Annotated in this window: 33 protein-coding genes; 2 read left to right on the top strand and 31 right to left on the bottom strand. The window is 70.2% G+C overall.

Going from position 1 to position 26,388, the window contains the following annotated elements; translation table 11 throughout:
- Positions 1 to 67: 67 nt before the first annotated feature.
- Genes QE370_RS02335 through QE370_RS02305 form a run of 7 tightly spaced genes read right to left on the bottom strand, consistent with a single transcriptional unit; the run spans position 68 to position 9,592 of the window.
- Complete coding sequence (locus tag QE370_RS02335; protein ID WP_309633275.1) at positions 68 to 442, bottom strand: hypothetical protein; 375 nt, start codon at positions 440 to 442, stop codon at positions 68 to 70.
- On the bottom strand, positions 435 to 866 hold the full coding sequence (locus QE370_RS02330) for a hypothetical protein (RefSeq protein ID WP_309633274.1): 432 nt from the start codon (positions 864 to 866) through the stop codon (positions 435 to 437). The genes QE370_RS02335 and QE370_RS02330 overlap by 8 nt, the downstream gene beginning before the upstream one ends.
- Positions 863 to 1,138: a hypothetical protein gene (locus tag QE370_RS02325; protein WP_309633273.1), complete on the bottom strand. Its 276-nt coding sequence runs from the start codon at positions 1,136 to 1,138 to the stop codon at positions 863 to 865. Before QE370_RS02325 ends, QE370_RS02330 begins: the two co-directional genes overlap by 4 nt.
- Positions 1,138 to 3,966, bottom strand: a complete 2,829-nt coding sequence (locus QE370_RS02320) for a hypothetical protein (RefSeq protein WP_309633272.1) — start codon at positions 3,964 to 3,966, stop codon at positions 1,138 to 1,140. The genes QE370_RS02325 and QE370_RS02320 overlap by 1 nt, the downstream gene beginning before the upstream one ends.
- Positions 3,967 to 3,968: 2 nt before the next feature.
- Entirely contained in the window at positions 3,969 to 5,177 is a 1,209-nt protein-coding gene (locus QE370_RS02315) for a hypothetical protein (protein ID WP_309633271.1), read from the bottom strand.
- Positions 5,178 to 6,983, bottom strand: coding sequence for a DNRLRE domain-containing protein (locus tag QE370_RS02310; RefSeq protein ID WP_309633270.1), 1,806 nt, complete (start codon positions 6,981 to 6,983; stop codon positions 5,178 to 5,180).
- Positions 6,983 to 9,592 (bottom strand): hypothetical protein, encoded by a 2,610-nt coding sequence (locus tag QE370_RS02305; protein WP_309633269.1) that lies wholly within the window; start codon positions 9,590 to 9,592, stop codon positions 6,983 to 6,985. Before QE370_RS02305 ends, QE370_RS02310 begins: the two co-directional genes overlap by 1 nt.
- Positions 9,593 to 9,649: 57 nt before the next feature.
- Between QE370_RS02305 and QE370_RS02300 the strand changes: the two genes are divergently transcribed.
- Entirely contained in the window at positions 9,650 to 10,027 is a 378-nt protein-coding gene (locus QE370_RS02300; protein WP_309633268.1) for a hypothetical protein, read from the top strand.
- 398 nt (positions 10,028 to 10,425) lie between these two features.
- On the opposite strand, the gene QE370_RS02295 is transcribed toward QE370_RS02300, so the two are convergent.
- The 15 genes from QE370_RS02295 to QE370_RS02225 all read right to left on the bottom strand — a co-directional run bounded on the left by QE370_RS02295 (position 10,426) and on the right by QE370_RS02225 (position 20,848).
- Positions 10,426 to 10,977, bottom strand: coding sequence for a hypothetical protein (locus tag QE370_RS02295; protein WP_309633267.1), 552 nt, complete (start codon positions 10,975 to 10,977; stop codon positions 10,426 to 10,428).
- 71 nt (positions 10,978 to 11,048) lie between these two features.
- A complete protein-coding gene (locus QE370_RS02290) occupies positions 11,049 to 11,564 on the bottom strand; it encodes a hypothetical protein (RefSeq protein ID WP_309633266.1) in 516 nt (171 codons plus the stop codon).
- 3 nt (positions 11,565 to 11,567) lie between these two features.
- A complete protein-coding gene (locus QE370_RS02285; RefSeq protein WP_309633265.1) occupies positions 11,568 to 11,882 on the bottom strand; it encodes a hypothetical protein in 315 nt (104 codons plus the stop codon).
- A gap of 13 nt (positions 11,883 to 11,895) precedes the next feature.
- Positions 11,896 to 12,291 (bottom strand): hypothetical protein, encoded by a 396-nt coding sequence (locus QE370_RS02280; protein ID WP_309633264.1) that lies wholly within the window; start codon positions 12,289 to 12,291, stop codon positions 11,896 to 11,898.
- A complete protein-coding gene (locus tag QE370_RS02275) occupies positions 12,288 to 12,668 on the bottom strand; it encodes a hypothetical protein (protein WP_309633263.1) in 381 nt (126 codons plus the stop codon). The genes QE370_RS02280 and QE370_RS02275 overlap by 4 nt, the downstream gene beginning before the upstream one ends.
- Complete coding sequence (locus QE370_RS02270) at positions 12,668 to 13,078, bottom strand: DUF6093 family protein (protein ID WP_309633262.1); 411 nt, start codon at positions 13,076 to 13,078, stop codon at positions 12,668 to 12,670. Before QE370_RS02270 ends, QE370_RS02275 begins: the two co-directional genes overlap by 1 nt.
- Complete coding sequence (locus tag QE370_RS02265) at positions 13,078 to 13,449, bottom strand: hypothetical protein (RefSeq protein ID WP_309633261.1); 372 nt, start codon at positions 13,447 to 13,449, stop codon at positions 13,078 to 13,080. Before QE370_RS02265 ends, QE370_RS02270 begins: the two co-directional genes overlap by 1 nt.
- A gap of 28 nt (positions 13,450 to 13,477) precedes the next feature.
- Positions 13,478 to 13,975: a hypothetical protein gene (locus QE370_RS02260; protein WP_309633260.1), complete on the bottom strand. Its 498-nt coding sequence runs from the start codon at positions 13,973 to 13,975 to the stop codon at positions 13,478 to 13,480.
- A gap of 92 nt (positions 13,976 to 14,067) precedes the next feature.
- Positions 14,068 to 15,012: a major capsid protein gene (locus QE370_RS02255; protein ID WP_309633259.1), complete on the bottom strand. Its 945-nt coding sequence runs from the start codon at positions 15,010 to 15,012 to the stop codon at positions 14,068 to 14,070.
- 54 nt (positions 15,013 to 15,066) lie between these two features.
- Positions 15,067 to 15,762 (bottom strand): hypothetical protein, encoded by a 696-nt coding sequence (locus QE370_RS02250; protein ID WP_309633258.1) that lies wholly within the window; start codon positions 15,760 to 15,762, stop codon positions 15,067 to 15,069.
- Between the two features lie 51 nt (positions 15,763 to 15,813).
- A complete protein-coding gene (locus QE370_RS02245; protein ID WP_309633257.1) occupies positions 15,814 to 17,010 on the bottom strand; it encodes a hypothetical protein in 1,197 nt (398 codons plus the stop codon).
- The gene (locus QE370_RS02240) at positions 16,976 to 18,454 is read right to left on the bottom strand and encodes a phage portal protein (RefSeq protein ID WP_309633256.1); all 1,479 of its coding nucleotides are present in this window, start codon (positions 18,452 to 18,454) and stop codon (positions 16,976 to 16,978) included. The genes QE370_RS02245 and QE370_RS02240 overlap by 35 nt, the downstream gene beginning before the upstream one ends.
- A gap of 16 nt (positions 18,455 to 18,470) precedes the next feature.
- Positions 18,471 to 19,118, bottom strand: a complete 648-nt coding sequence (locus tag QE370_RS02235) for a terminase (RefSeq protein ID WP_309633255.1) — start codon at positions 19,116 to 19,118, stop codon at positions 18,471 to 18,473.
- On the bottom strand, positions 19,105 to 20,214 hold the full coding sequence (locus tag QE370_RS02230; protein WP_309633254.1) for a terminase: 1,110 nt from the start codon (positions 20,212 to 20,214) through the stop codon (positions 19,105 to 19,107). The genes QE370_RS02235 and QE370_RS02230 overlap by 14 nt, the downstream gene beginning before the upstream one ends.
- Positions 20,215 to 20,419: 205 nt before the next feature.
- Positions 20,420 to 20,848, bottom strand: a complete 429-nt coding sequence (locus tag QE370_RS02225; RefSeq protein WP_309633253.1) for a hypothetical protein — start codon at positions 20,846 to 20,848, stop codon at positions 20,420 to 20,422.
- A gap of 911 nt (positions 20,849 to 21,759) precedes the next feature.
- Between QE370_RS02225 and QE370_RS02220 the strand changes: the two genes are divergently transcribed.
- Positions 21,760 to 22,770: a hypothetical protein gene (locus tag QE370_RS02220; RefSeq protein ID WP_309633252.1), complete on the top strand. Its 1,011-nt coding sequence runs from the start codon at positions 21,760 to 21,762 to the stop codon at positions 22,768 to 22,770.
- Here QE370_RS02220 and QE370_RS02215 read toward each other — a convergent pair.
- From QE370_RS02215 to QE370_RS02175, 9 genes are all read right to left on the bottom strand, one after another.
- Positions 22,730 to 23,551 (bottom strand): hypothetical protein, encoded by an 822-nt coding sequence (locus QE370_RS02215; protein ID WP_309633251.1) that lies wholly within the window; start codon positions 23,549 to 23,551, stop codon positions 22,730 to 22,732. The genes QE370_RS02220 and QE370_RS02215 overlap by 41 nt on opposite strands.
- 95 nt (positions 23,552 to 23,646) lie before the next feature.
- On the bottom strand, positions 23,647 to 24,042 hold the full coding sequence (locus QE370_RS02210) for a hypothetical protein (RefSeq protein WP_309633250.1): 396 nt from the start codon (positions 24,040 to 24,042) through the stop codon (positions 23,647 to 23,649).
- Positions 24,043 to 24,071: 29 nt separating this feature from the next.
- Positions 24,072 to 24,458, bottom strand: a complete 387-nt coding sequence (locus QE370_RS02205; RefSeq protein WP_309633249.1) for a hypothetical protein — start codon at positions 24,456 to 24,458, stop codon at positions 24,072 to 24,074.
- On the bottom strand, positions 24,455 to 24,697 hold the full coding sequence (locus QE370_RS02200) for a hypothetical protein (protein ID WP_309633248.1): 243 nt from the start codon (positions 24,695 to 24,697) through the stop codon (positions 24,455 to 24,457). Before QE370_RS02200 ends, QE370_RS02205 begins: the two co-directional genes overlap by 4 nt.
- A gap of 118 nt (positions 24,698 to 24,815) precedes the next feature.
- Positions 24,816 to 24,956, bottom strand: coding sequence for a hypothetical protein (locus QE370_RS02195; RefSeq protein WP_309633247.1), 141 nt, complete (start codon positions 24,954 to 24,956; stop codon positions 24,816 to 24,818).
- Positions 24,953 to 25,150 (bottom strand): hypothetical protein, encoded by a 198-nt coding sequence (locus tag QE370_RS02190; protein ID WP_309633246.1) that lies wholly within the window; start codon positions 25,148 to 25,150, stop codon positions 24,953 to 24,955. The genes QE370_RS02195 and QE370_RS02190 overlap by 4 nt, the downstream gene beginning before the upstream one ends.
- A complete protein-coding gene (locus tag QE370_RS02185; protein WP_309633245.1) occupies positions 25,147 to 25,386 on the bottom strand; it encodes a hypothetical protein in 240 nt (79 codons plus the stop codon). Before QE370_RS02185 ends, QE370_RS02190 begins: the two co-directional genes overlap by 4 nt.
- The gene (locus tag QE370_RS02180; RefSeq protein ID WP_309633244.1) at positions 25,383 to 25,682 is read right to left on the bottom strand and encodes a hypothetical protein; all 300 of its coding nucleotides are present in this window, start codon (positions 25,680 to 25,682) and stop codon (positions 25,383 to 25,385) included. The genes QE370_RS02185 and QE370_RS02180 overlap by 4 nt, the downstream gene beginning before the upstream one ends.
- The gene (locus tag QE370_RS02175; RefSeq protein ID WP_309633243.1) at positions 25,679 to 26,188 is read right to left on the bottom strand and encodes a hypothetical protein; all 510 of its coding nucleotides are present in this window, start codon (positions 26,186 to 26,188) and stop codon (positions 25,679 to 25,681) included. The genes QE370_RS02180 and QE370_RS02175 overlap by 4 nt, the downstream gene beginning before the upstream one ends.
- Positions 26,189 to 26,388: the final 200 nt, after the last annotated feature.

Raw genomic sequence — 26,388 nt, 5'->3', positions numbered from 1 at the left:
ATGTCCTTCCTTGGACAGGTGGAGTTGCCCGCGCGGCGAGGTGCCGGCGGGTGGGCTGGTGGGTGAGTCAGCGCGCGGGCGGGTGCGTCGCGCGGTACAGCTCGTACTCCTCGCGGATGCAGGCGAGCTCGCGGGTGAGCGCGGCTGCCTCGGCGCGGGTGCCGGCGAGCTCGGTCTGCGTCTCGTCGAGCTGAGTGCGGGTCGCGTCGAGCTGGGTCTGTGTCTCCTCGAGCTGGGTCTGCGTCGCCGCGACCTGCTCCCGCAGCGGGTTGAGGAGCTGCATAGCGGTGTCGGTGATGACCTTGGCGGCGTCCGCGTCGGTGGCGTCGGTCTCGGCCTTGAGCTTGCGGCGCTGGCGCGGGGCCAGGATGAGGGTCGCGAGGCCGCCGCCGAAGGAGGCGCTGACGGCTCCGATGAGCAGGTTCCCGAACCAGTCAGGCATCGAGTGCTCGGCTCGTGCGGCGGAGGTCGTGCAGGTCCCGGGTGATCTGGCGGATGCGCAGCGCCGATCCGACGACGACGCCGGCCGAGATCGCGAAGACGATGCCCGCGGCGCTCCAGGTAGAGTAGGTCGCCAGGATCGTGAGGTAGGTGCCGACGCCGACGACCATCAGGCCCCAGCCGACGCGCTCGACGAGCGCGCCGAGGATCCGGTCCTTGAGGTGCAGGCCGGTGAGGGTGACGAGCGCGGCAGTGAGCACCTGCGCGGACCAGATGGCCCGCTGGGGGTAGTCGAAGGCGAGGTCGATGTTCCGGCTGGGCGGGTCGATGACCAGGCTGTAGAGCGATACCAGGGCGAGGAACACGAGAATGCCGAGGACGACCGGGTGGCGGCCGTCGCGCAGGACGTACAGGTCGGTGCTCATGCGTTCGGCATCCACTGCGCGTCGAACTCCGCGGCCGGGATGCGCACGAAGTCCGCGCCGGGGCGCAGCACGACGCGGTCGCCGACGCGGGCGGTGATCGGGGTGTCGCCCGCCCACCAGGTCACGGCCTGGCGCGCCGGGTCTCCCCCGGGTCCCTGGATGACGTTCCCGTCGCACCAGGCGGCGACCTCGGCGCCGTTGTCCTCGGTCAGGAGCATCGCCTGGCACGTGTCGCGGCGTTCGATGAACTGCTCGGGCTGGGTGGTGGGCATCAGGCTGCCTTTCGGGTGAAGGTGACGCGCTGCTTGCTGACGCTTCGGGTCGCACCGGAGGTCTGGAACGCGCGGAACGCGACGACCTCCCCGGCGGTGAAGCGGCGGGAGATGACGACCTGCTGGCCGACGATGAAGGACCCGGTCGGGGCCATGTCGGTGCGCTCGGGCTGGACGACGCCGCCGAGCTCCCACACGAGCGAGCGGCGGCCGGCGCTGGCGGCGTCCCAGTTGATCGAGACGACGATGTCGTAGACCCCGGCCTGCTGGCACGTGAAGCCGAACGGAGAGGCGGACGCCTTGGTCCATGCGCCGGTGGTGTCGGCCGACGTGCCCGCGATGTCCAGGTAGGCGGTGTCGCTGCTGTCGCCGATGCTCTGTCCCGCCGCGCGGTACCAGGCGGAGTGGTTGGCAGGGGCATCGCGGTCGACGTACTGCTTGTTCGCGACGTCGGCGTCGTCGGTGACGGGCGTGCGCCGGCGCATCATGCCGGAGGCGTCCATCTCCCAGCCGAGCGCCGCGCTCTGGCGCTGCGAGCGCAGGAGGGCGGCGGTGCCGCCCATGGTGTTGGTGCTGGGCACCGATGTCGACCCGCTGGTGGACTTGCCGAGCAGGATCATGGATCGCGAGGCGCTGAGTGCCTCGCTGCGGCGGTAGAACGTGGTCGCGACGCCGGAGGCGGCGTACCCGACCCACACGGCCGCGCCGGTGACTCCCTTGGCCGGCGGCGGGAGGGTCACGGTCACGGCCCGGCGGCGTGGCACGGTCAGCGTGCGGACCGGGGACGCGGCGGTGGAGCCGCTGGCGTTGGTGTCGGCGTAGAGGATCGACCAGGACTGGTCGTTGACGCCCGCGTAGGCGCTCCACTGGGTGAGGATCTGGTCGGCGGAGGTGGAGTAGAACCGGTCACCTGCCCCGCTGGTGAGCGGCTTCCACGCGGCGCCGCCGTTGCTGATGGTCGCGTCGGTGGGGAACGCGGCGGTCGTCTTCTCGGCCACCGAGGTGGCGGAGCCGTCGGCGGGCCATCCGGGGAACGCGGCGAAGTAGTTGCGGTCGCTGGCGGCGAACCAGAACGTCGCCGAACCGAAGTCGAAGGAGCCGATCTGCGTGGCGCGCCCGTCCATCGTGGTCCCGGCCGGGAAGGTCGTGGAGATCTCGATGGCCTTGTTCCCGAGCTGCAGGTCGTTGCCGATGACCGGGCGGGCGTAGATGCGCCGGTTGCTGGCGGTGAGGCGGGAGACGACGAGGTCGCTGGTGCCCTCGTGTCGGCCGACAGCCGGGGTCCCGGCGACGTCGGCCTGGGGGCAGTAGGTGGTGACCGCGAGTCGGGCGCCGTTGTTGCCGAGCGCGTAGCGGGCGATCCGCCAGTAGCGGGAGCCGTCGGCAAACGCCTCGAGCACCATGAGCGCGAACCCGTCGCCGGCGCGGACGATGGAGGAGACCTCGCTGACGAAGTCCAGGCCGCTGGTGGTGATCGCGACGTTGGAGGTGACCTCGCCGGCGGCGTTGACCGCCTGTACGGCGATCGCCTTCTGGGTGGCGTTCCACAGCAGCCGCCACCAGGTCGAGGTGGTGGCGTCCCAGGTGATGCCTCGCTCGACCGAGCCGGTCGGGACGGCCGGCCAGGCGGTGCGCGCCTCGGGGCCCGTCTTGACGTCGGGCGCCTCGCTGGGGTCGGGGATGCCCTGCTGCAGCTCGGTGACCGAGCCGGGGCCGAGGATGAGCTGGCTGTTGATGACCGCCCGCTCGAGGATGGTGAGCAGGTCGGTGACGAGCTCGCCCTTGAACCGGCAGCCGAGGGGGTGGAGCTGGACCAGGGGCACCCCGGTGGGGTTGGCGGGGTCTCGCACGACGATGCCGCCGACGGGTCGGCCCTCGGCGTCGGTGGTGGGCACGGAGATGTCGATGAGGCTGCCGAGCTTGATCGTGGAGACCAGCACCAGCACGGCCTCGAGCATCTCGGCGGTGACGGCGCCGGCCATGATGTCGGCGAGCCCGACCTTGCTGGCGCGCCCGATGATGGGCGCGGAGGGCGCGGCAGCGCCGTCGGCATCCTTGGCCACGATGCGCACGTAGTAGTCGGTGTCGTAGGCCAGCGGCCCGCCGCCGACGGTCGACCGGATGTAGGACAGCAGGCCCGGGGTGTCGTCGGCAAGGGTGGCGGCCGAGGGGACGAAGTTCGCGTCCGGGGAGGCGTGGATCTCGTAGCTGGTGGGGTCAGGGTTCTCGGCGACGTCGAGTGCGGGCCACCTAGCGACGAGCACGCCGAGGAAGGACGTGACGGTCGGCTCGGGCGAGTGCGTGGGCGGCTTGCCGTCGGTGAGCGCGGCCGGCGGGACGGTCGACTCAGGGTCGATGCTTGCGCCGTCGAGGAGCACCTTGTCCTTCTCGACGGACACGATCTGCCAGTCCCCGCCGTCATCGGCGACAGTGACGGTCTCGCCGTTGTCGCCGCGCATGCCGTCCTTGAGGGTGGGCACGAGCTGCTGCGGCACGGCGACCTCGAGCGCCTCGCCGGTCTCCTCGATCACGACGGCCGCCGTGGTGGCGTTGGAATAGGGCCACACCAGGGCCCGGGTGCCAGCTTCGTAGTCGGCTGCCAGGGGAGTGGCGAGCAGGATCGTGTCGGGCTGGCCGGCTTCCTCCTCGTCGGTCGTGAAGCCGGTGTAGGCGAGTAGGTCGTCGCCGAGCTCGAGCAGCCCGCCGTCCTCGTCGAACTCGAAGCCGTCGAACACGGTGAGGGCCGTGGCGCCAGCGGTGTGGTCGACCGTGAGGGCGGTGCCGACGCCCAGCGTGACGACGTTGACGATCTTGCCGACGACCTCCATGGTCACCTCCTCCGCCGGGGCTTGCGCATGCGCCGCTCGGACGCGTAGGTGAAGCGCTTGGTGGGCTTGCGGGCGCCGATCGACATGGACTCTCCGTCGCCGCGCTGCACCAGCGGGAGCGTGAACTCGTCGACGCGGAAGCGGACCGACACGCCCCGGGTGGCGACGTGCAGGATGTCCCACGGCTCGAGGTCGGGAATCGGGAACGTCTCGCAGGTGACCTCGACGTGCTGCAGCAGCGAGTCCTGGATGGTGCGCTCGGCCAGACGCCGGCACGCGGCGTTGGTCTTGAGGTCGGGGTTCTCGATGAACGCGCGACCGTCGCCGGTCAGGTAGAGCGGCTCCCCGTTGCGGCCGAGCTTCCATGGCGAGAGCGTGTGGCCGCGCGGCGCGACGACCTCAGCCGAGGGGCGCGTCTTCTTGCCCTTGGAGGGCTTGCGGCCGACGACCTTGCAGTAGTTGATGATCGAGGAGTCGACGCGGTAGGAGACCCGCGGCTCGCTCCACAGCAGCCCGCTGTCGCCGCCGCGGAGCACGAGGGCGGTCTTGCTCGGCTTGCGCTTCGCCTTCACGATCCCGCGCCCGTCGTAGAACAGGACCCGCCCTGCGGCGGCCTGGGCCTTCCACGCCTTGAGCCACAGCTTCGTCTGCGGACCGATGGTCGCCTGCGCCTTCCCGCCCCCGGGCGGGATCTGCATGTAGCGGCTGGACTCGCCGGCCCGGAACAGGATGCGGCGGGTGACGTCGTCGCGGTCGCCCTTGAGGATCGCGTTGCGCACAGCCGAGCCGAGCGCCCACACCTCCTTGCCCTGGCACTCGACAGCCACTTCGTCCCCATCGCGATCGACGCTGACGATCGGGCCGGTGAACACGGGCACGTCGACCCACCCGAACGAGCACTGCACGCTGTAGATGACGCGCACCATCCGGTTGAGGTAGAACGCGTTGTCGACGGGCGTCGAGTCGTCCAGGGACAGGCTCTGGACCGGGTCGAAGAACCTCAGCGACGCGGTGCGGGAGATCTCCACCGAGTCGCCGTCGAGGCGCGGCGTGGTGACGTCGATCTGGCCGGCGGACAGCGAGTGGCGGATGGTCCGCACCAGGCGGTGCTCGGGCGTGAGGAGGTGGCAGGTCACCTTCATCGTGTGCGAGCGGGTGAGCGTGCGCCGGTACTCGCGGTACTGCGCCCGGCTGAGGCCCAGCGAGAGCATCTAGCCGACCACGATCATGTCGAAGCTGACCGGGATCGTGTCGCCGAGATCCTCGCGGTCCTCGGTGACCACGTTGTAGATCTGGACCTTGAGCACGGTCGTGATGAGCATGAGCCCGACCGTCCGCGCCCGGGGCGCGGTGAACAGCTTCCACGCGTCCAGGTCCGACGCCTTGAGCATCGCCCGCAGGCGACGCCGCGGCTCGCGCACTCCGCCGGCCGTGGCGATCATGACGGGCACCGAGGCGCCGTAGCCAGTGACGATGGCGACGTCCTCGTCGGGCTCGAAGCTCATCGGCTCGGGGTCGGCCGCGCCGCCGGAGAGCTGGAAGGCGACGTCAGAGTTCTTGAGGCTGTAGAGCCAGACGCCCTCGACGAGCACGGAGCCAGTGACGGCGACGGGGTTCGCCGTCGTGGCGCCGGTCTTCGTCGCGACGCCCCACGTGTGGGTGGTGCCCGGCGCGGCCGTGCGGTCCTCGTACCGGTAGGTGGTCCCCGAGACCCGCAGGGTGGCCGCGTCCTCGATCGCGATGGTGCGCCCGTTGCGGTAGATGACGAACTCCTCGGGCGTAGAGCCCGACGGCGTCTGCCACTCGAGGGAAGGGAACGGCTGCCCGGCCTTGACCGACAGGCTCGAGACGGTCGACGTGCCCGTCGTGGCGACCGTGAACAGGCGCGACACCTCGACGTAGGTCGTGTCGCCCGGGGTCGCGCCACGCAGGACCGTGCCCCAGGCGCGCAGGATCGTCAGGTACTGCTTGCCCGGGACGAGCACGAGCCGGTCAGCGGCCGGCATGGCGAACGCGGTGGCGCCGGTCATCTGCTTCCCGGACGTCCACACGACGTCGGTCGGGTTGTCCGGGTCGACCACGAGGATCTGGAACGCGCGCTGGGTGTCCGTCGAGACGGCCGGCTCCCACGTCCACGACCACGAAGGGGTGGGCGTGTAGACCGTCGCGCTCGGGTTGGTGAGCGTGAGCGCCGCCTTGTCGATGCGCAGGAAGTACTGCAGGGCGGAGTAGGGCGACCAGTTGCCGGCGGTGTCCTGCACCCGCCCGCGCCAGGAGAGGACCCGGGCCGTCGCGGCGATGTCCTGCGTCGACGCCCACTCGGGAAGGTCGGTCGCCACCTGGCCGGAGTCGACGACGAGGTTGGTCTGCTGCGCGACCGGGTCGTACTCGTAGACCTGCACCTGCACGCCCTGCACGCCGTCCTCACCGGAGGGGTCGGTGTAGTCCATGCGGAACGTCGGACGGACGATGCCGACGGCCTGGTTGCCGGTCGGGCTGCACTCGGTGGGCGCGTCGGGCGCGTCGGACCACTCGACCTCGAGCGTGGCCATGAACCCGCCGACGTTCGCGTTCTTGGAGTAGAAGAAGATCGGCGCGGCCAGGCTGGCGATGATCCGGAAGCCCCACCAGTCGGCGCCGTCGGCGACCTGCTGCATCGCTGGCTGAACGTTGAAGGTCCACGGACGCCCGTCCTGGGTGCTGTCGCCCTGCGTGCGCGTCGCGGCGGGTCCGGTCGCTCCGGGGCGATTCTGGAAGGTCAGGCCCGTCTCACTCCAGGGGCCGTTGGCCCGCTGCACGGTCACCGTGCGGTTCCCGCCGGTCGCGGGACCGTACTGGTAGATCCGCAACGTGGCGCTGACGATGCTCACCTTGAGCGGGAACGGCCGGTTGAAGTAGACGTAGCCCGAGCGGGTCGCGTCGGCGATCGCGAGGCGCGCCATGCCGCCGTAGTTCTGGTCGGAGTTGCCAGAGAACACGTGCGCGTCGGTGACGACCGTGAGAACGTGCGTCGTCATCAGCGACCTGCCCTTCGGTTTGCGTCTTCGAAGTCGTCGTCAGCGGCGAAGGCGACGTCGATCCGCCCGTCGACGAACCGCCCCAGACCGTCGGCGCCGATCTCGACGCGCGCGCCGGCGAGGCTGGCCGAGAGCACTCGCGGCCCCGGGGATACGGCGCGCGCCGTCACGGCCGCCCCGGCGATGTCGGTCGCGCGCAGTGGGCGTGCGGCCAGGCCGCCGTCGGCGAAGCGGGTCGCGTTGTTCATGCGCTCGAGCAGGGGCAGGTTCGCTGCGGTGGCGCGCGCGTTGACGACGAACTCGCCGTTCGACAGCAGCGCCGGGATGAGGTCGTCACGCGGACCGCCGGGGCCCTCTACCCGCCCGCCGTCGGCCATCGCCTTCTGCGTGCCGCCCTGCACCTTGATGTCCCGGGTGATGTTCTCGCGCGTGGTGCGGATCGTCACGTCCTTGAACGGGCTCAGGTTGTTGAGGCCGTCCTGCAGCGCGCGCAGCGCACGGAGCCCGTAGTCGATCCCGTCGACCCGCACCTTCGTCTGCACCGACGTCGGCACCCGCAGCAGCTGGTCCGCGAGCTGCCGCGCCTGCGTCCTCGAAGCGCCCATACCCTCGGCGGCACGGATGAACGCACGTCGAGCGCGGTCGGCGGCCCCGGTGGCGTTCTGCTGCGCCGGGCTGAGGTTGTTCCATCCCGAGGCGAGGTCCGACAGCAGAGCGAGGTTCTTCCGGCCGGCCTCGGTGTTGCTGTCGACGCCGTTCGCGTTCTCGCGCGCCGCCTTGGCTGCGGCGTCGATTGCGGCCTCGTAGGCCAGCTCGGCGTCCAGCGCCTTGAGCGCCTCGTCCTTCGCCGCGTTCTTCGCGTCCGCGTTCTCCAGCAGCGCAGCGGTCTGCTCGCGTGCCGCGTCTGACGCACCGATCATGGCGTCGCCCAGGCCGGCCTCGGTGAACGCCTGGTCCTGCGCCTCGCGACGTGCCGCCGCGTGGCGGGTCTCGAGCTCGGCGAGCTGCTCGCCGGCCTCGCTCGAGGACGTCGTGAACCTGTCGACGATCGCCGCGACGCCGGCCATCGCGTCGCCGCCGTGCTGGCTGTACTCGGCCCACTCGGCGATCCTCTGACCGAACCCAGCCTCGCCAGCGGCGGCCTTCTCGACCTCCTCGCGCAGCGCCGCCATCGCGGCGTTCCGCTGCTCGATCGTTCCGCCGTCTGCGGCACGGTTCGCGGCGTCGATCGCGTCAGTCAGTCGGTTGGTCGAGGCCGAGAGATCCTGGGTGATGCCAATAGCCGCTCCGGCAGCGGTGCCCCAAGGCCCCAGGGCGGACCCTGCAAGGGCGTAGGTGGCGGCGTTTACGCCGAAGGCGTCATCAAGGTCGAGCATCGAAGCCGCGACGACGCCGGCCGTGCCCGCGATGCCAGCGAGAACTGGCCGATAGCGTGCGACTGACTCGCGTGCAGCCCTGGTCTTCTCGTCGGCGTATTCGGCACGCTGGCCCATGCGAAACAGGACCGTCCCGAACTCGCTGACGGCTGGCACCCCGGACTTCCAGGCGGCGCCCACTCGCGTGTCGGTGAGCAGTGCGGCGAGTGCGGACCCATTCGCCACGTTGTAGAGAGCGATGGCCCGGGAGATCGCGGAGATCCCCGCCGCAGTGCCAATGAGAACCGGCCCGACGTCGGAGTCGGCGATCACGGCAACAGTGTCGGCGAGCGACTCAAGAATGGGCAGCGCCAACGCGCCGACGGGCGCGGCAGCCTCACCGACCTGCAGCAGCGCATTCCCGAGGGCGCCGAGGGTGTCCCACACCTCCGGCCCAGTTTCGTTGATGTACGTCAGGAAGTCCTGGAACCCCTCGGTCTCATCAACTGCGGACGCCCACTGCGAGAAGTCACGGGACATGCGAAGGAACGAGTCAGAGAAGCTGGCGCTCGTCGGGGCGAAAGCTATCCAGAGCTGAGCGAAGCCGTCGGTGAGGTTGCCGACGGTGCGGCCCAGGTCCATGAGGGTCGGCTTGGCCTCGGCCTCGAGGAAGTCGAAGAACTCCTGCCACCGCGGTCCGGCGAGCTCGGTGCCCCCCTCGGCTGCCAGCATGCCGATGGCCGAGGAGATCTGCTCGACGATCCGCTCCGCCTGCGGCAGCTTGGTCATCGCCTCGTCGATGCCGACCTGGAAGCCGGGGAAGATGCCCGCCTGGCTGATGTCCTGCAGGCGCTGCAGTTCGGGCCGCAGGGACTGCAGGTAGACCACGAAGTCACGCCCGGCGGGACCGAGCGTCTCCATGGACTCCTGCAGCTTCTTGAAGTTCGCCGCAGTCGGGTCGATCTGGAAGTCGTTGACCGCCTTGAGGGCCTCGCCCACGCCGGAGAACGCGATCACGGCGACGCCGGCCGCGCCGGCCGTCAGCGCGAGCTGGTTCGACAGCCCGGCCAGGGCGGGTACGCCGGCGGTAGCCAGCGGGACGAGCGCTGGGCCGATCGCCAGGACGGACTGGGCGAGGTTCGCGGCCCGGTCGGTCGAGGTGTCGAGCTCCTTGCTGAACATCTTCGCCGTGGCCACGCCGCTCAGGACCGAGCGGTTGAACTTCGACACGTCACCGTCGAGGACGACCTTCACGACGCGATCTCGCACGACGACCTCCCGCGCTGGCTCGCGCAGCCGTAGGCTGCGGGGATGAGAAGGACCGCGATCCTGTTGACGTGTCTGCTGTGGCTGGGCGCGTGTTCCGCGCCCGATGAGTCATCGGGCGAGGCGGAGGCGTCAGCGACGCCTCAGGTGTCGCTCGCGGACGCGTGCGTCCGGGTGGCGGAGCTGAGCAGCACGGGCGCCGTCAGCAGCGAGGAGTACCGGGCGATGACCGACGATCTGGACGAGCTGATCTCCGAGGCAGACCCGACCGCGGTGGCGGCGCTGTCGACGCTGCGCGATGCCTGGAGCCAGCGGGCCGAAGCGGAGCCGGGGGACGAGGCCGTCGCCGCGCTGCGCCAGGAGCTCACCGTCCTCGACGGCCTGGCGGAGTCCTGTCAGGCGGTCGGGTCACCCATCGGCTGAGAGCGGCGTGGCCACGAAGACGTTGCCGTCGCTCGGTGCAGCCTGACCCGGCAGCACCGGGCGGTCCTTGTGGGCCTCGGTGAACGTGCGCTCGACCAGGGCGCCCGCACCGCAGGCTAGGCAGACGTACTGCTTGACGTCGATCGCGCGGGAGTCGTGCTCGTGCCAGACGACGTTCCGCCGGCCGCGGGGCAGCTCGACGAGAGTGTCGTAGTTGCCGCACCGGCTGCAGCAGGAGGCGCGGTAGGTGGCGGCGGCGAGGTACTCGGCGCGGAGCCGTTCGTCGAACTCCGGCTCGCGGGTGACGGTCGTGGTGCCGGTGACGTTGCCCTCCGCGTCGCGGTGAGTGTGGAGCTCGGTCGCTGCCCAACCGTCGAAGACGCGGAGAGTGACGCCGGCTAGTTCTGCTGCTCGGAGCCGTCGCTGCGCTGCTGGATCAGCAGCGAAGCGAGCGACTCTTTTGGGAGGTCGAGCGCCTCGTTGTTCACGTTCCAGGAGGCTCCGACGAGCTTGCGGTAGTGCACGTGCGACGGCGACAGGGTGCGGAGCTGCTGCTCTCCCGCTGCGAGCCGGTCGCCGATGTCTCGGGTGTCGTCCGGGGAGACGAGGGACAGGTGCAGGAGCGCTCGGGGGAAGACGCTCATGTCCACGCCGTTGATCGCGTCCTCGGCGTTCCCGTCCCGAGCCGGGTGACGCTCGACCAGGTCGTCCCAGTCGAGGTATCCCACCTGGTGGAGGGTGACGGACGCGACGGGCTCCGGCGGGTGCTCACGCAGGTCATCGAACGTCCGCGCGGCGCGCGCCACAGCGGACCGCTGGCCGAAGCGCGCCTGGCCGGCGCTGGCCGACTTGCGGGCTTCGTTCTCGAAGTCGGCGAACGCCTCAGCGAGCCGCTGTTCGTACTCGCCGGGGTACAGCGGGACGCTCACGGCGCGGCGGTGCGTGGTCATGGTCCTCCTCAGGGTGGCGACGGCTCGGGGGGCCGGGGTGGGCGGCGGGAAGTGCCGCCCACCCCGTCCGGTCAGGCGACGAGCTTGCGGTCCAGACGCGCCGGGCCGGTCACGATGAGGCGCTGGGTGACCGTGAGCGGCGAGAACTCGTCCTGGCCGCGCGCCTGCTTTCCCTGCACGCCGCACTCCACGGGGAAGAAGTCGAAGATGTCGTTCGCGGCGAGCGTCTTCGTGGGCAGGATGCCGTAGCCGAGGCCGAGCCAGCCCTTGTTCCCCGGCGCGAGCCCCTCGTACACCTTGTTGGCCGCGTGCCCGGGGGTGCCGAGCTGCTGCGGCAGGTAGGTGTAGACCAGGGGCGCGATCTCCCAGGACGTGCGACCGAACTTCGCCCACGTCTGACGCGAGGAGAACCGGCGGTCCTCACCGGTGTTCTGGTTCGGCGTGGCGCCGTCCCAGTCGGGCATGAGGAAGTTGGAGAGGTTGATGCCGGCGATGAGGGTGGCGGCGCTGTCGGTCGCGAGCGTCGGCACGTACACGCCGTAGACGTTGCCCTCCGCGATCGCGGACTCGGGGATGGTGAGGGTCATGGGTCAGACCTCCGTGGTCTCGGTGGCGCTTCCGCCGTTGGTGGGGTCGGCGACGCGCGCGGCGTCGTGATCGGCGACGGCGGCGCGCTTCTCGTCGGCCGTGCCGGTGATGGGCAGGCCTCGGTCGGTGAGCGCCTGCTCGAGCGCCTTGCCCGTGAGCTTCTCGGGCGGGTCGGCCTCGAGCGGCTTGGGCGGCAGCAGGTTGCCGCTGGCGTCGGCTGCGGGCGCGTCGAGGATCTCGACGACGTTCGGGTCGGGGCGGTACTCGCTGTACTCGCCGAAGATCGGGTGCTTGACGCGGAACGGTCCTTCGGACATGGGTGCCTCCTGGCTAGGTGGGGAGCGTGTAGCGGTCGGCGCCGTAGAAGACGGGCCCGCCCCCGGGGCGGGTGTAGATGTCGTCTCGGCGCACACTCGGGTTGTCGTCGTCGCGCTTGCACAGGCCGCCAGCGATGCGACGACGGTTCAGGACGGCGCGGGCCTTCTCGAGGACAGCCTTGGCCTGCTCGCGGGTCTCACCGACTCCGGTGAGCTGGAACTGCTCGACACGCCCGCGGGCGCCGCCGCTGAACCCGACGACGCGGTCGCGGGAGGACGTCGACCAGAACACGACGTAGGGCAGCTCGACGAGGATGACCTTGTTCGTCTCGTCGACGTCGACCTGGCCGTCGTGCACGTTGAGGTGCGGCACGTCCCGCAGCAGAGCGAGCACGTCGGCGTCGCTCACCGCTCCTCCCCGAGGACGGCGTTCTCGCCGATGTCGCCGAGCGCGCGCTCCAGGTGGGGGAGCTCACGGCGGGTGGATGCACGGTGGTCGAGCACGGGCGCGTTGTTGGATGTGCCGATCGCCGCGACGTTCCCGAGGTTGCCCTGTCCGTCCTTCTCAAACCCGATCTCGTAGCGCAGAAGTGCGAGGCGGTCGTAGGAGACGTACCGAGGGAGCTGGGGGAGGTGCCCGTGGCCGGTTGCGTCGGCGATGAGCCCCTTCTTGATCTTGTTGGCGGCGACCTCGAAGGCCTTCGGCGCCGACCGCTGGATTCGGCCCGGCGCGCCGGACATGTCGACGATCAGACGGTCGAGCTCGTCGGTGTCCCAGTGCGCCATCAGCCGGTCACCTCCTGCACCGCGAGTCGGCGGGTGATCGCGTGCGTCTTCTCGTGCCGGCTTGTGACCGTGTAGACGCGGCCGACGAGCGCTCTGTCGGCGGGGTTGGTCAGGATGGTGACGACGTCGCCGGTCGACACCGAGCCGGTGCCGTCGACGGGAAGCTGCAGTTCGCGGTCACCGATGCGCGCGGTGCGGTCGCCAACCTCGTCGGATCGGTCGCTGTCGCGAGCGATCTGGACTCGACAGGGCCCCTCGTACACGAGCTGGGGGGCGAGCTCGTCGTACTTGAGCGTGTCCGGATTCAGTGGTCCGCGCTCGCTGCTGGCACGAGTGATCTTGCAGGTGGAGGCGAGCAGGGCGGCTGCGGTTGCTCGACCTTCGGCGAGCTCGGCGGACAGGTCGAGCATCAGCCCAGGGGGACGGTGTAGATGCCGCCGAGGGCGACGCGGGGCTGCAGGCGGGCGATCTCGTGGTCTTCGAACTTCAACAGGCCGCTGGACAGCACGCTGTCGCGCGTGAAGGACCCTTCGTCGAGCTCGAACTGTCGCCAGCCGTTGGGGTTGCGCAGCACTCGGATGATCGAGTGCGCGATGGTCGCGGTCACGAGGGATCGGAAGCTGGGGGTGCCGGCGTCGAACCGCTCGGCGAGCGCGACGACGTCGGCCTCCAGCTGGGAGCTCGCGTCCTCGATGAGGTGGGGAACGATGCCTGCCTCGGAGGCGGTGAGGGCCCGGTAGCGGACGACGACGTCCTTCGGTCCGGCGTAGGGGCTGCTCATCGGGCCCTCACCTCCTCTCTGGCGCGCGTCAGTCGACCGGCGTCGCCGTGGTGGCGCCGGTGTCGAGGTTGTGCGTGACGAGCACCTTGGTGCCGTCGGGCTTGGTCGACGTGTAGGTCTCGACCCGCTGGTCCTCCTTCGGCGGCACCTGCGCCGTGGCCACCTCGCCGGTCTTCACGACGCCGTTGACGGTGCCGTGGCCGGCCTGCGCCGCGGCGGCCTTGTCGGGGCTCACCGTGGAGGCGATCTCGTTCGGGTCGGTCGTGTCGGCCGGCCCGTCGCCGGGGGCGGTCGTCGACGGCGCGTCGGTGTGGGAGTCGAGCGTGGTGCTCGTCGGCGTGGGAGTCGGCGTCTGCTCGCCGCCACCAGCGCCGCCGTCACCGTCGCCGGCCGTCGGGGCCGGGCTGTGCGCGGCGTCGTACTCGGCGACGGCGGCGCGCTTCTCGTCGGCCGTGCCGGTGATGGGCAGGCCTCGGTCGGTGAGCGCCTTCTCGAGGTCGGCGCCGGTGAGCTTCTGGTCGGACATGGTTCCTCCTCAGGAACGGGTGTCGAGGGTCGTGCGCGGGCGGTGCGATCGCCGCCGGCCGCGCTGGTGCGCGGCCGGCGGCGGGTGGCGGGTCAGCTGTTGAGGACGCCGCGGATGCGGGCCGCGGCCTTGCCGCCGAAGGTGGCGAGGCCGCAGTAGAACTCGAGCCGGTGACGGTAGACGGGCTTCTCGGAGATCTCTCCGAGGTCGTAGGCGTCGACGCCGCCGTTGGTCAGTCCGGTGACGGCCTGGTCGCCCTCGTCCTCGCCGAACTTCACGACGTAGATCGAGGACGCGGCGCTCGAGGAGCCCTGCGTCTCGGTCTGCGGGATGATGTTCGCGCCGGCCGCGGTGAGGCCGATGTCCAGGACCGGGATGCCGTTGTAGACGGCGACCCGCTTGCCGGTGAGGTCCTCCTTGACGAGCTCCGCGCCACCGAGGCGGCGGCCCGAGGACAGGACGCGCGCGACGATGCCGGAGTTGGCGTAGATCGCGCCGTTCTGGCCGTTGATGCCGGGCACGCGGGCGATGGCCGCGTCGAGGACGTCGAAGAAGTCGTGCCCACCGGAGACGACTCCCATGCCGTTGGTCGCGGCATCGATGACCTGGTTGCCGACGAGCCGCTTGCGCAGGCCGTCGAAGCCCTTCGGGTCGACGGTGATGTCGCCGTTGATGAACGTGTCCTGGAACTTGTAGGACGACGCCTTGATCTTCATGGCGAGCTGCGTCGCGCGCTGGTCGTTGAGGTTGCCGCGCGTCTTCACGATGAAGCGGTCGACGTCGGCGTCGCCACCGAGGATCGACAGCGTCTCCGTGCGCTGCACGACGGTGCCGGTGGACTCGACGTAGGCCTCGTTCACCGATCGGAACGCGACACCGGGCAGGGTCGCCTCCTCGTTGTACGCGTAGGCGTTGCCCTCGATGTCCATGAGGGGCAGCCGGTCCAGGAGCGGGGACTCCTGGACGTAGGTCTCGAGGACGCCGCGCTGCAGGTCGTTCTGGGACAGCACAGCGGCCTGGGCAAGAGTGACAGCCATTGTGGGAACTCCTTGTTCAGGTCGGGACCCGCTGCGGTCGCTGCGGGCTCGGTGTTACTTGCTGGATGCCTCGATCGCCGAGCGGATCCGTGCACGCCCCGGTCCGGGGTCGGGCCGGCCTCCGCCGCCGGTCGCGCCGATCCCGGCGTCGCTGGCGGAGGAGGAGGGCGGCGCGTCCTCGAACAGGTAGGGCTTGTCCTTCTTGAGGTCGTCGAGCAGCTTCTTGAGCCGTCCGGTGTCGACCTCGCCGTTGTCGTCGACCTCGATCTCGCCGAGGTCGGAACGGAGCTGCGTGACCGCATCGCGCGGGTCGCGCATCTTCGCCGTGGCTGCGAGTGCGCGCAGCTCGGCGGAGACGATTCGGGTGTTCGCGGCCTTGGTGGCCGTGGTCTCGCCGTCCTTGCGGGCGGCCTCGAGGGCCTTCTCCTCGGCGCTCTTGCTGGCGTTGCGCAGCTTCTCGACCTCGGCCTCGGCCGCCTTCGCGCGCTTGTCGGCGTCCTTGCGCGCGGCGCGCTCGGCCTCGATGGCCTTCTTGCCGGCCTCGCCGAGGGCATCGCCACCAGCACCGGCGTCGCCACCAGCACCACCAGCACCGGCGTCGCCAGCACCACCACCAGCGCCGCTGCCGTCGCCGCCACTGCCGTCCTCGGACGCTCCACCGATGAGGTAGCGGGCCTGGCCATCCCTCGTCACGTAGAGCGGGACGTCGTACCGGGAGCCGGTCGAGGGGTGGGTGAGCGTGTTCTTCATGGGGTCCTCCATCGCGGGGGATCGGCTCGACCGCCTCGCGCGGTCGAGAAGTCATCGGGTGCGGCGTCGCTCGCGAGATCGGCGCACGGTCTCGCGCAGCACGTCCATGTCGGGAAGCGGCGCGGGAGCGAGCCCGGCGGCGCGCCGCAGCTCCTCGCGGCGGCGCTGACGACGCGCTTCGGCGCTGGCAGCGCGTCGCTTGCGAACCTGGGCGTCGAGAGCAGCGCGTCCCGCGGCACGGGCGTCCAGGTCGACGATCCAGCCGTTCGAACGAAGCATCTGCAGCGCGTCGTCGCGGTCGACCGCGTTGGCGTAGATCGACTCGGGCATGAGGCGTGGCCGGACACTGCTGCCGCGCTGAGCGGTGCGAAGCCCGAGGCCGACCTGCTGCTGCGCGGTCCAGGAGCGATCCGTCGAGCCAGCGGTGGTGAACTTCAACCCGTAGCGGCGCGACAGCGGCGACTGGGCCGCGTAGAGGCCCGAGCTGCGACGGTAGGCGTTGACCAGCTGGTTGATGTTCGCGCCGTCGAGGATGGCCTGGCGGTTGGCGATCGAGCCGGCGAACTTCACCTGGCCGGCTTCGTCGAGGCTGTCGAAGTAGGCCCGGGGGTCGATGGTCAGGTCGCCCGCGAGAGCTTCCGCGGCCGGGATGTGCCGGCAGTCGCACTCGGGGTGGCGGTCGAACGGCTCCGCCATCCGGTAGTACGCGCCGGCCAGGATCACACAGCGCGAGCAGGACGGTGGCGAGAGCATCCGGACGTACCCGGGGACGTCCCGCGTGTACATGCCGAGCGCCTCGGTGGATCGGCCCGTGTCGGACAGGATCGTGCCGACGGCCTCCTCGAGCCAGTCGCCGGCGGTGCTGAGCGCTTCCAGGATCGACGCGCCGCCAGCGATGGCCTGCTTGGCCTTGATCGGCGCGAACGCCGCGGCGTAGCCCACGGGGTAGCCAGCGCCGGTCAGCCCGACGAGCTGCGTGGTGTCGATCGCCGCCTCCGGAGCGATCAGCGCGACCTGCGCGGTGTCCTCGAGCACGTCGGGGACGTAGGAGGCTGCGCCGCGCACGAGCCGGGTCTGCGCCCGGAGGAGGATGCCCTCGACGGTGTCGCCGATGCGGGCCCATCCGAGGTCGAAGTTGGGGCCCATCCGTGACCACTCGGTGTTCACCGCGGCGACAGCCGCCTGGATCTCGAGGCGCTGCGCGCGGGAGTAGTCAGTCGCCGCCGAGGGCAGCGGCTGCCTCAGCATCCGCGGCGTCCTTCGCGTCCAGCGTCTGCAGGTAGGGGCTGCGCGCCTCCTGCTCGGCGAGCTTCATCCAGTCCTCGACGACCCACGGCGTCGCGCCGGGAACCATCTCGAAGGCGGACTGGCGGGGCAGGCCGACCTGGACCAGCTTCACGATCGCGTCGATCATCTGCGCGAACGAACGGACCTCCCCGTCGCCGCGGACGACCGTGTGGCCCTTGCCGACGCTCTGGCCGGCCGCGCGGGTGAGCTTGCGCGCGTGGTCGACCAGCGCGTCGTCGACGACCTGCCAGATGTCGGAGATGAGCGCCTGCAGGGTCGACTCGGCGCCTGCCATCGCGTCGCCCGACAGGTTCGCCATCTTGTTCAGCAGGTACTGCGGCGGGATCTGACCGGTGGCGAACAGTTGGGTGAGGAACTCCTGCAGCACGACCACGTAGTTGTTGAGGTCGGACTCCGGCAGGTCGAACACGCGCGTGTCCTTGCCGGGGAAGACGAGCGCCCGGTCGACGCCGATGCGGCCCGGGGACGACAGGAGGGGCATCGGCTGGCCCTGCGTGTCGAGCTTGATCGTGCCGTCGGCGTTCTTCTGCCAGACGATCTTGCCGTCCTCGTCCTTGATCACCGGGTCGTAGGCGGTGAACACGCGCTGGCGGTAGGCGGAGAACTGCATGGCCAGCAGGGTGTTGAACCGGATGGTGTTGAGGGCGTCCTGCTGGGGGATCAGCGGCACGATCGACGGGTACAGGTCGCCGTTGGCGTCAGCGTTGAGGCTCAGGGGCGTGAACGGGCACTCCCCGAGGGGGTTGACGCCGTCGGCGGCGTACACCCACATGCCGGAGCCGTTGTCGCGGTAGAAGCGGAACCAGGTGTGGTCGTCGTAGACGAATCCCCACTCGCGGGACTGCGCGACGGAGGCCTGGAGGTTCGCCGGCAGGACGAGCTGAGACTTCGCCCGGATGCGCTCGGTGTACGTCTTCACCGCCCAGGCCGTGCGCGTCGGGTCCTGCGGGTCGCGCTCGAGGTGGATGCGAGATCCCGACTCCACACGCGAGATCGGCTGGGACCGCTTGTCGACGTTCTCCCAGGCCGACAGCACGCCGAAGTCGTGGACCATCATGGCCTGCAGGGCGAGCCGGAACGCGCGCTGCATCCCGTTCGCGACCCACGCGTTCTCCCAGAACTTGCTGTCCGGCCGCGCCTGCCCGGGCTTCTTGAAGCCCTCGACGGAGATGCGCTGCACCGGCGTGTTCATCGCCAGGCCGAGCCAGTTCGCCGGCGCCTGCTCTCGCAGCTCCATGTACTCCTGGCTGACGCCCTCGGGGGCGAACGGGAGGCGCTGCTTGGTGCCGTGGAAGTAGCCGTCTCGGTGCTCCCAGTCGGTCTTCTTCCGGGAGATCTCGCCTGCTCCGATGATGAGGCGGTCGAGGGCGGTGCTCTGGTCCATGCCGTCCTCTCGGTGCTCAGGTGAAGCCGTACATGCGGGTGGAGACGCCTTCGGGGACGCGGCCGGGCTCGGGCCAGCCCTCGGCGCGCATGTCGGCCGCGGCCTCGTGCGTCAGGACGCTGCCCATGCTGGCGTCGATCTTCTGGTGCTGAGCCGGCTTGCCGAGGTAGTAGCGCTCGCCCTTCGGGATCTTGCGGGCGTTGGCCATGTGCGTGTTGGTGCGCGGGCATCCGTCGTGCGTGATCGCACCGTTCTTGAGGTCGGCCTCGAAGCGCCGCAGCGCCGGGTACATCCGGCCGAGGATGTTGGTGGGCCACTCGACGAACACGTCGGGTCCGTACTTCTGGTCCCAGTCCTCGATCTCGGTGCGGTAGTCCGTCTCGTTGAAGAACCCCGGGTCGGCGTACACGCGCAGGATGCGGAAGGTGCGCGCGATCTCGGCCCAGGCCTCGTTAACCTCGTGGCGAGGGATCTTGCCGTCCCACTCCGCGGGGTTCCAGATGGTGGGCCGCCGGTCGGGGCCGTAGCGGGGCGTGAAGATGAAGCCCTCGCGGGTCTCCAGCTTGATGACGGTGTGGTCGTCGTTCTCCGACCCGTCGAAGCCGCCGCAGACGCTGGTGCCCTTCGGCGGGTTCGGTAGCCAGAGGCTCTCACTTCCCTGCATACGCCGCCGCCCACAGGCCCTCAGGAAGCCACGCGCCGCCGCCCTGGACGAGCCGGTTCCCGAAGAATCGTTCGGCCTGGGCGGGGTCCTTCTTCATGAGCTCGGCCGCCTCAGCTTCGATCGAGTCGAGGTTGACCCACCAGGACCCCTCGTAGACGAACTCGAAGATCCGACGCCGGTTCGCCTTGATCGAGAACGACAGCGGGCGACCGTCCGGACCGCGCAGCGTCGGCTCGAGGTCGGGGTTGCGGTAGAAGACGAAGATGTCGTCAGACCCGGACTCGTAGACGTGCTGGGCGTAGGAGTCGGCCGTCGGGTCCCACGCGTTCGTCGTGGCGTGCGTGCGTCCACCCATACCGGCCGCGCCACGGCGCTGGGTCTCGGCGACCTCGATGAGCCCGTTGGACTTCGTGTAGAGGCCGACCTCGTCCTGCTCGGCGTCGGAGATCGGGTTGCCGAGCTTGGAGCGCGCCTGAGAGGTGACGCGGTCGATCCGGTCGAGGTCGTCGAGGCCGGACAGGCCCAGCACGCGGATGAACCCTTCGCGCACGGCGAGCATGTTCTTGAGCGGCCCGAGCGAGATCATCCCGCGCAGCGGCCGGTAGATGTTGTCGACCTGATCCTCGGAGGTCGCCGTCAACTGGATGAGCGGCGACGGGTGACGCATCCCCATCGGCTCGCCGGGCTCGTACTCGAAGTACCAGCCACAGTCACACCCGTTCAGGGCACAGTCGTAGACGTCGTTCTTCTTGGCCCACCCGGCGAAGACCGAAGGGCCGGCAGCCTCATACGCGGTGTCCGAGGCGCTGTTCGGTCCCTTGCCGGTCTTCTGGGGCCCGACGATCATCGTCTGGCGGTAGACGAAGGCCTGGTTCAGCACGGGCGGCGAGTCGGGACCCACATCCTCGGGCGGGACGAAGACTGCGTCCTCGCGGACCCGATAGCGGTTCGCCGTGCACCAGAACTGCCAGTCGGCCTTCTGAAACGGCTTGCCGCGCGTGAACCCGTCGGGCACCCGGCAGTGCTGGGTGATCCACTCGTCCCCCAGATGGCCGAGGGTGGGGAAGTCGACGACGCCGACGGCGCCGGAGATCATCGGTAGATCGCACGGCACTCGTCGCAGCCGCCCGCGACGAGCCGCGTCCTGGTGACGCGATTCAAGACAGGGGCGGCGACCAGCCATAGCGCGCGCCATGGCCGCGAGACGGCTACGTCCATGCCCCGTGGCGTGAGGACTCGCAGCCAGCGCCAGCGGACCTCGAGGACCGCGTGGCAGTGCCCGATGTTGTTGTGGCGGGCCATCAGCCAGTGCCCTCGCCAGGTACCGGCTGCAGTCGACGGCGGCGCTTCGGCTGCTCGCCCTCGCCCTCCGTCTTGACCGGCTCGCTCTCGGCGCGCTTCTCGGCGACCTGGTCGACCGCGATCTTCCAGCCCATCTCGGCGAGGCCCGCCGTGGAGAAGCCGATCTGGTCGGCGAAGCGGTGCAGGGACGACTTGTCCGCCGCGGTGGCCTCGTCGCTCTCGCAGATGACGAAGGTGCGCACCCACATCGCGATCGTGTGGATCCGCCACGACTCCGACGGCTGCGCCCAAGCCCACGCCTGCGGGGTGGACCAGGCCCACGCCCACAGCTCGGCCTCACGGTCAGCGACCTCCTGCGTCGCCTCCTCGTCGGTGACCTGAAACCGGCGCTTCTCCTCGTACTCCCAACGGAGCACACGACGGCGCATGAGCGGGAACCGCGGCGCGTCACCCTGGTAGCCGTGAGCCGGAAGAGCGCTGAGCGAGAAGCCCCGAGAGTCCGAGCGGGCGGACTGCTCGTTCGGCGTCGGTCCGGACCTATTGCGGGGGCCGCCACGCGTCATACGTCGTCACTCCCTCAGCGGCATCGCGCCGCATCGGCTGGGCCCCTGCCTCGCGCAGGAGCCGAAATCTTTGAACCCTCCGGATGGTTTACAGCCCTCCCCGGCGGTCCTGGACCGAGGGCCGCTCAGGGGGTGCCCCCCGAGGGTGAGCGAGGCCTCGAGCGGGTCTCGCGTCTGGCTCAGGTGGGGCGGCCGGAGGTGGCTCGGTTGCATCCTCTGTGCTCTGGTGCCAGGGGTGCGGGGCAGTCGGCGTCGGGGTGGCCGAGATCCCAGGGCGAACCTGCGTCGATCAGGTGCCGGCAGCGGCGGCACGGGACTGAGCCAGTTGCGACGATCGGCGCCCACTCGGCTCGAGCTGCGTCGTGCTCGGCGTCGTAGCCTCGCTGCTGCCTGGTGCCTCGCGCCTTGTCGCGTGCGCGCTCGTGGAGGTGGCAGCGGCTGCGGCCTGGCTCGATCAGCTTGCCGCAGCCGGACTGGATGCAGACGCGCTTGGCCACTGCGGTCCCTTCCGAACGGATGCAGGTAGTCCGGCGAGCAGGTGCGCCGCGCTGCACGAAAGGAGGTGAGCAGCGCTTGAGTGGGCGTCCTTCGCGACCGCGCCAGCGCTCATGAGCGGACGCCGTGGGTCTGCGTTGACTCGCCGGACCGTGGTCTCGGGTGAACGTGCAGCGACCCCTGTCCCGGTCCCGGGCAGGGGTCGTTGTCGTGTTGGACTCCACAGTAGCAGTACGCGAGGTCCTCCGCGAAGAAATCTGGTGGGCGGTACGGTCGTGGTCGTGACTTCGATCCCGACAACGGGCGACTCCGCCGATCTGCTTGTCACGTGCGCTGGCTCCGGGGTCACGATGGTCGCCATCATCGCCGGTTTCACGTTGAGCCGGTACCTGGCCATCCAGTCCGAGATCGACGGCGCCGAAGCGCTACTCAGCGAAACCAATGACCGACACACCAAGGCTGTTAAGCGGGTGAACGACGCTCGTCTCGTTCGAGATCGTGCGGGAGCGCTGTACGGTCTCCGTTCCTCCGAGGACGCTCGGGCCTGGGTACTTGTCGATGCCGAGACCGGGACGACCCGTGAAAGCGGCGATCTCACGGAAGCGATGCGGCACATCGCGGAGCTGTCGAATCTCAACCCCGACGACCGCGTTGCGCTCTACGAAGAGTGGCTTGAAGAGGCTCGACGGGTACACGCAAGTGACGTTTGGAGCGCCTTCAAGGTCGCGTCTGAACACGACCAGCCGGACTGGTCGGAGTTCAGGCCGAAGCTTCCGCATCCTCTCGGCATCGAAGCGCTCTGGTACACGTGGTTCAGCTATCAGCGGGATCGGCACATAACGAAGTACGAGAAGCAGGAGGAAGCCCGTCGAGAGGCGGCTCGTTTCCCAAGGCCCACGATCAATCCAATGCCGCGGATCTTCGTGGACGATCCCGATCGAAATCTGAACCGAGGCGAGGTGGTCGATTCGGCGCAGCGGGAGCTCGAGTTCGCACGGCAGGACGCGGCCCTTGCCGAAAGCGAAATGCACGTTGCGCAGACCAGACTGACTCGCGTGGCACAGCCGTCCGGCGCGGAGCTGAGCATCCTTTGGCTGCTTCTAGTCTTCGCCCTTACCGCGGTGCCGTCGTTGCTGCTCCTCACTCCTGAGCCCGCGAGCCTCAGTTATTCAGGCGGGGTGGCTGTTCTTGGGGCGTACTTCGTGGGAGTGGGCACGATGTTCTACTACTTCTTCACCGTTGCGCGGGGCCTCAGACCGTCGCCGGATGGGACGGCGTCCCGTCGTTCGTGAGCAGGTCGATGATGTCGCCGACTCGGTAGGTCTGGCGAGGCCTTCCGCTGACCGTGACGGTGCCACGCGCGTGCAGCCTGCCACGAGATTCCCATGTGCTGATCCGCTTGACGAGGCGGTTCTCTCCTCGGGCGTAGTCGGACCAGACGACGACGGCGCGGGCGATCTCGGTGGCGGTGGCGAGGTGGTCCATGGCGTACTCGAGGAGCGCGGCGCGGCGGGACTGGATGTCGTGGCGTGCGCCGCAGAGGCTGCAGACGATGACGCCGGACTCGTCGTCGGCGTAGAGGTCGCGGGGGCAGTCGCTGTCGTCGGGGCGGGTGGCTGAGCAGACGCCGGCGTACCAGCTGTCGGCGGGGCGGTTGATGACGCCGAGGGCTGTGTCGTGCGCGGCGCTGAGGTCGGCGAGCATCTTGCCGGCGTCGGCGTAGGCGTTGAGCCTGGGTCGGGCGACGAGGAGCCATGTCGCTGCGGCGAGCGGGTTGGGGTAGCGGACGGGGATGCCGATGTGGTCGGCGACGCGGCCCTGCCAGGTGGTGACGACGTCGACGTAGGCGCGGGCTGCGCGGGAGGCGCGGTCGTTCCACGCGATCGGTGTCTCGCCGCTGCTGCCTCCGCGGGTGGCCTTGAAGTTCTCCTGCCGGGCGAGGGCGACCCGCAGTTGGTCGATGACCCAGTCGACCTGCAGCAGCAGCTCCTCGAGCTCGTCGCTGTGCTGCGCGCAGAGCGTGGTGGAGGAGGCGGGCCGGCCGCAGTCGGGCTCGGAGCAGTAGGTCGTCATGGTGGCTCCTTCGTGGTCGTGCTCGCTCGTCGCGCTGAGGATGACATGACCGACCGACACGGTCCCGGCGCTCGGATCTCGGGTGGTCATCGCGTCTAGTGCCAGCAGGTGTCGCGGGCGCGGAAGGTGTCGACGGCGGCCAGGCGTGAGGCGAGGCTGTCGAGGTCGTCGTGGTCGACGTAGGCGACGGCCCAGAAGTCGGGGTCGTCGTCGTTGGTCCAGCGTCGCCACCCGAAGCGGGTCCAGAACGGGGCCTTGAGCGGCTGGCCGGTGGCGAGTCGCCAGCCGAGCAGGGTGGCGCCGATCGGGTGGTGCTCGGTCCACCCGTGACAGCCCGCCGTGCCGTGGCCGCACGGCGGTACGCCGTTGGCCGGCAGGCCAAGGCGACGGTCTCGCGATCCGCCCATCCCGCGCGCGTGACGGTGCTGCGCGGTCAGGTCGGGCCGACCGCAGCCGATGCACCGGTGGTCGCCGGCGGTGTAGATCGCCATGCGTGACTGGTCGCTGAACGCGGACTGGCTCACGGCGACGTCCCGGGGGCCGTGTTCTCCCAGAGCCATCGCGTCAGCCATCCGGCCAGGTAGGCGGACGGTTCGTCATGACCGTCAGTCCCGCGGACGTCGTGTCCTACCCACGTGAGCAGCAGGGTGGCGGCGTGCGCGGCCTCGTGGGCGCAGGTCTCGACGTGATCCAGCGGGCTCAGGTCGGGAGAGATCCAGAACCCCAGGGTCGGCACCGAACGTCCGCCGCCGGCGGGTTCCCAGCGGAGGAAGACGGTTCCGCCTGCGGACTCGCTCAGGCTCCGGTCCACGCCCAGACGCCGACTGATCGTGGACCAGTCCCGACGGGTGTTGGCGAGGTGAAGGTCAACGCCATAGACGTCGAGCGAGTGGGAGACGACGCTCACCGGCGACCGGTCGCCTTGTGCTGCTCCCACCAGAGGCGCGCCTCGGCGCGCTCGGCGCGGGCGATGAGCCGTAGCTCGCGACGCTCCCGCGACGGTGGGTCAGCGAAGTCGCGCCACCGCTGGGAGAGCTCGTCGAGGGAGGCGCGGATCCTCTCGAACGCTCGGATCACCCTCTCGATGTCGGCGTAGATCGTCAGGACGTGCTCGCCGTTCAGTAGGCGTAGCTCCGGTGCGGGCATGGTCAGTTCTCCTGGCTAATCGGGTGGTGCTGGGCGTTCTGCTCGAGTGCGAGGTAGGCGCCGGTGGCGAGGCAGAGGGCGAACACAGCGAGGACGAGCCACTCGCGCCACCGGGGCGTCACGGCTGGTCCCGGGAGGTGTCGGGGGCTCTGCTGCGCCACTCGCCCGCAGCCCAGCCGTGGCCGTCCGGGTCCAGTCGCTCGCGTACCTGCTCGACGAGCTCCTCGACCTCCCGCGCCTGCTCGTCCGCGGCGCTCACCGGACGGCCTCCCGTCGCGGGAAGAGGGCGGTCAGCTGGTCGATCACGACGTGCGCCTGCTCGCTCGTCATCCACTTCGGCGCGGCGAGACACGCCCGGTCGCCAACTCGAAGAGCGATGGAGTCGGCACCGACCATGGCGTCGTAGTCGCGGTCATCTCCGGGGAGCGTGCCAGCGACGCGGAGGCTGCTCACGACGACGCACCCCCGCCGGTCAGGGTGCCGAGGTCGGCGCCGCACTCTGGGCACCGGTCCGAGCCGTTCGCCCGCTCCGGCCAGTCCGGGTGCGTGCAGCGCGGGTCCCGCACGGCGGCGTAGCACGGCGTCGACCGAGATCCGTGGGCCTTGCACCGGTCGCCAGCGCCCTCGCGCACGGGTCGGCCACTGTCGACGCAGTACCACTCCTCGACCTGCACCTGGTCGCTGCTCATGCCTCCGCACCCGCCTTCGTGAGAGTGATCGTGCTGCCCTCATACGGCCCGACGTACTCGGTCGTGACGAGGCCGAGGCGATGCAGGGACCGGGCGGTACGCCAGTTGATGAACGCCGGCCAGGTCTGACCGAGGTGCGGCCAGGTGGCTTCACTGCAGGTGGCGCCGTCCCAGCTCTCTTCGGGGTAGCGCCGTCGCATGTCCTGCAGCAGCGCGAGGGCGGTGCGCTGCTCCTTCGTGAGCTTGCGCTCGGTCTGCGGCGCCTCGACCTGCACGCCCTGCTCGCGGCCGGTCATCGGGAGCCGTCCTTGTCGTACTCGCCGCGCAGGGCCGCGATGAGGCCCGTGGCGTAGAACGCGGGCACGCCCCAGTCGTCCTTGCTGGCGTGCTTGTCGTAGGCGGTCTGGATCTGCTCGACGGTGTACGCCTCCCGCACCGTCCCCTCGTCGTCCTCGACGCTGTCCAGGGCATCGCGCACGTCCTGTGCGCACGCCCGCCAGCCCGCGATGCGCTCACGACTGGCTGGGTTCTCGTCGTCGCGCCCGGGGTCCTCGATCGCGGCGAGCACGGCCCGGCGCACCGTCCCCTCGTCCCGTGCACGCTGGTCGGCGGCGGGGAGCGTGTAGCCGAGCGTCAGCACGACGTCGGCCAGCCAATGCGCCAGTCCTGCGCTGTACACGAGGGTCGGGTGAGTCCTCCGGATCTCGGCATCCAGCGCATCCGAGAGAGCGCCACGCTCGTCGACCGCCTCGCTCGGCAGCGGGGCCGTGACGGGCTCGGGGCGGGGGACGAGGAGCAGCATCTTGGCACGTCCGGACCGGACATAGTCGGTCGCTCCGTCATCGGTCCAGCGGGCACCGTAGGGCCGTGGTTCGTACCAGCGCCAGACCTCATCGACGCTGTCCCGTCGAACTTGGTGACCTTCGGTGGTCACGAACCAGTCCCCGTCGCGCCACCCTCCCTCCGGCACCGCCGCAGGTGCACGCGTGGGGGTGGGCTGGG

Source organism: Aeromicrobium sp. SORGH_AS_0981, from assembly GCF_031453195.1.
Classification (GTDB): Bacteria; Actinomycetota; Actinomycetes; order Propionibacteriales; family Nocardioidaceae; genus Aeromicrobium.
The sequence above is the reverse complement of the archived record's forward strand: the minus strand, read 5'-3'. Positions and strand labels throughout refer to the sequence as shown.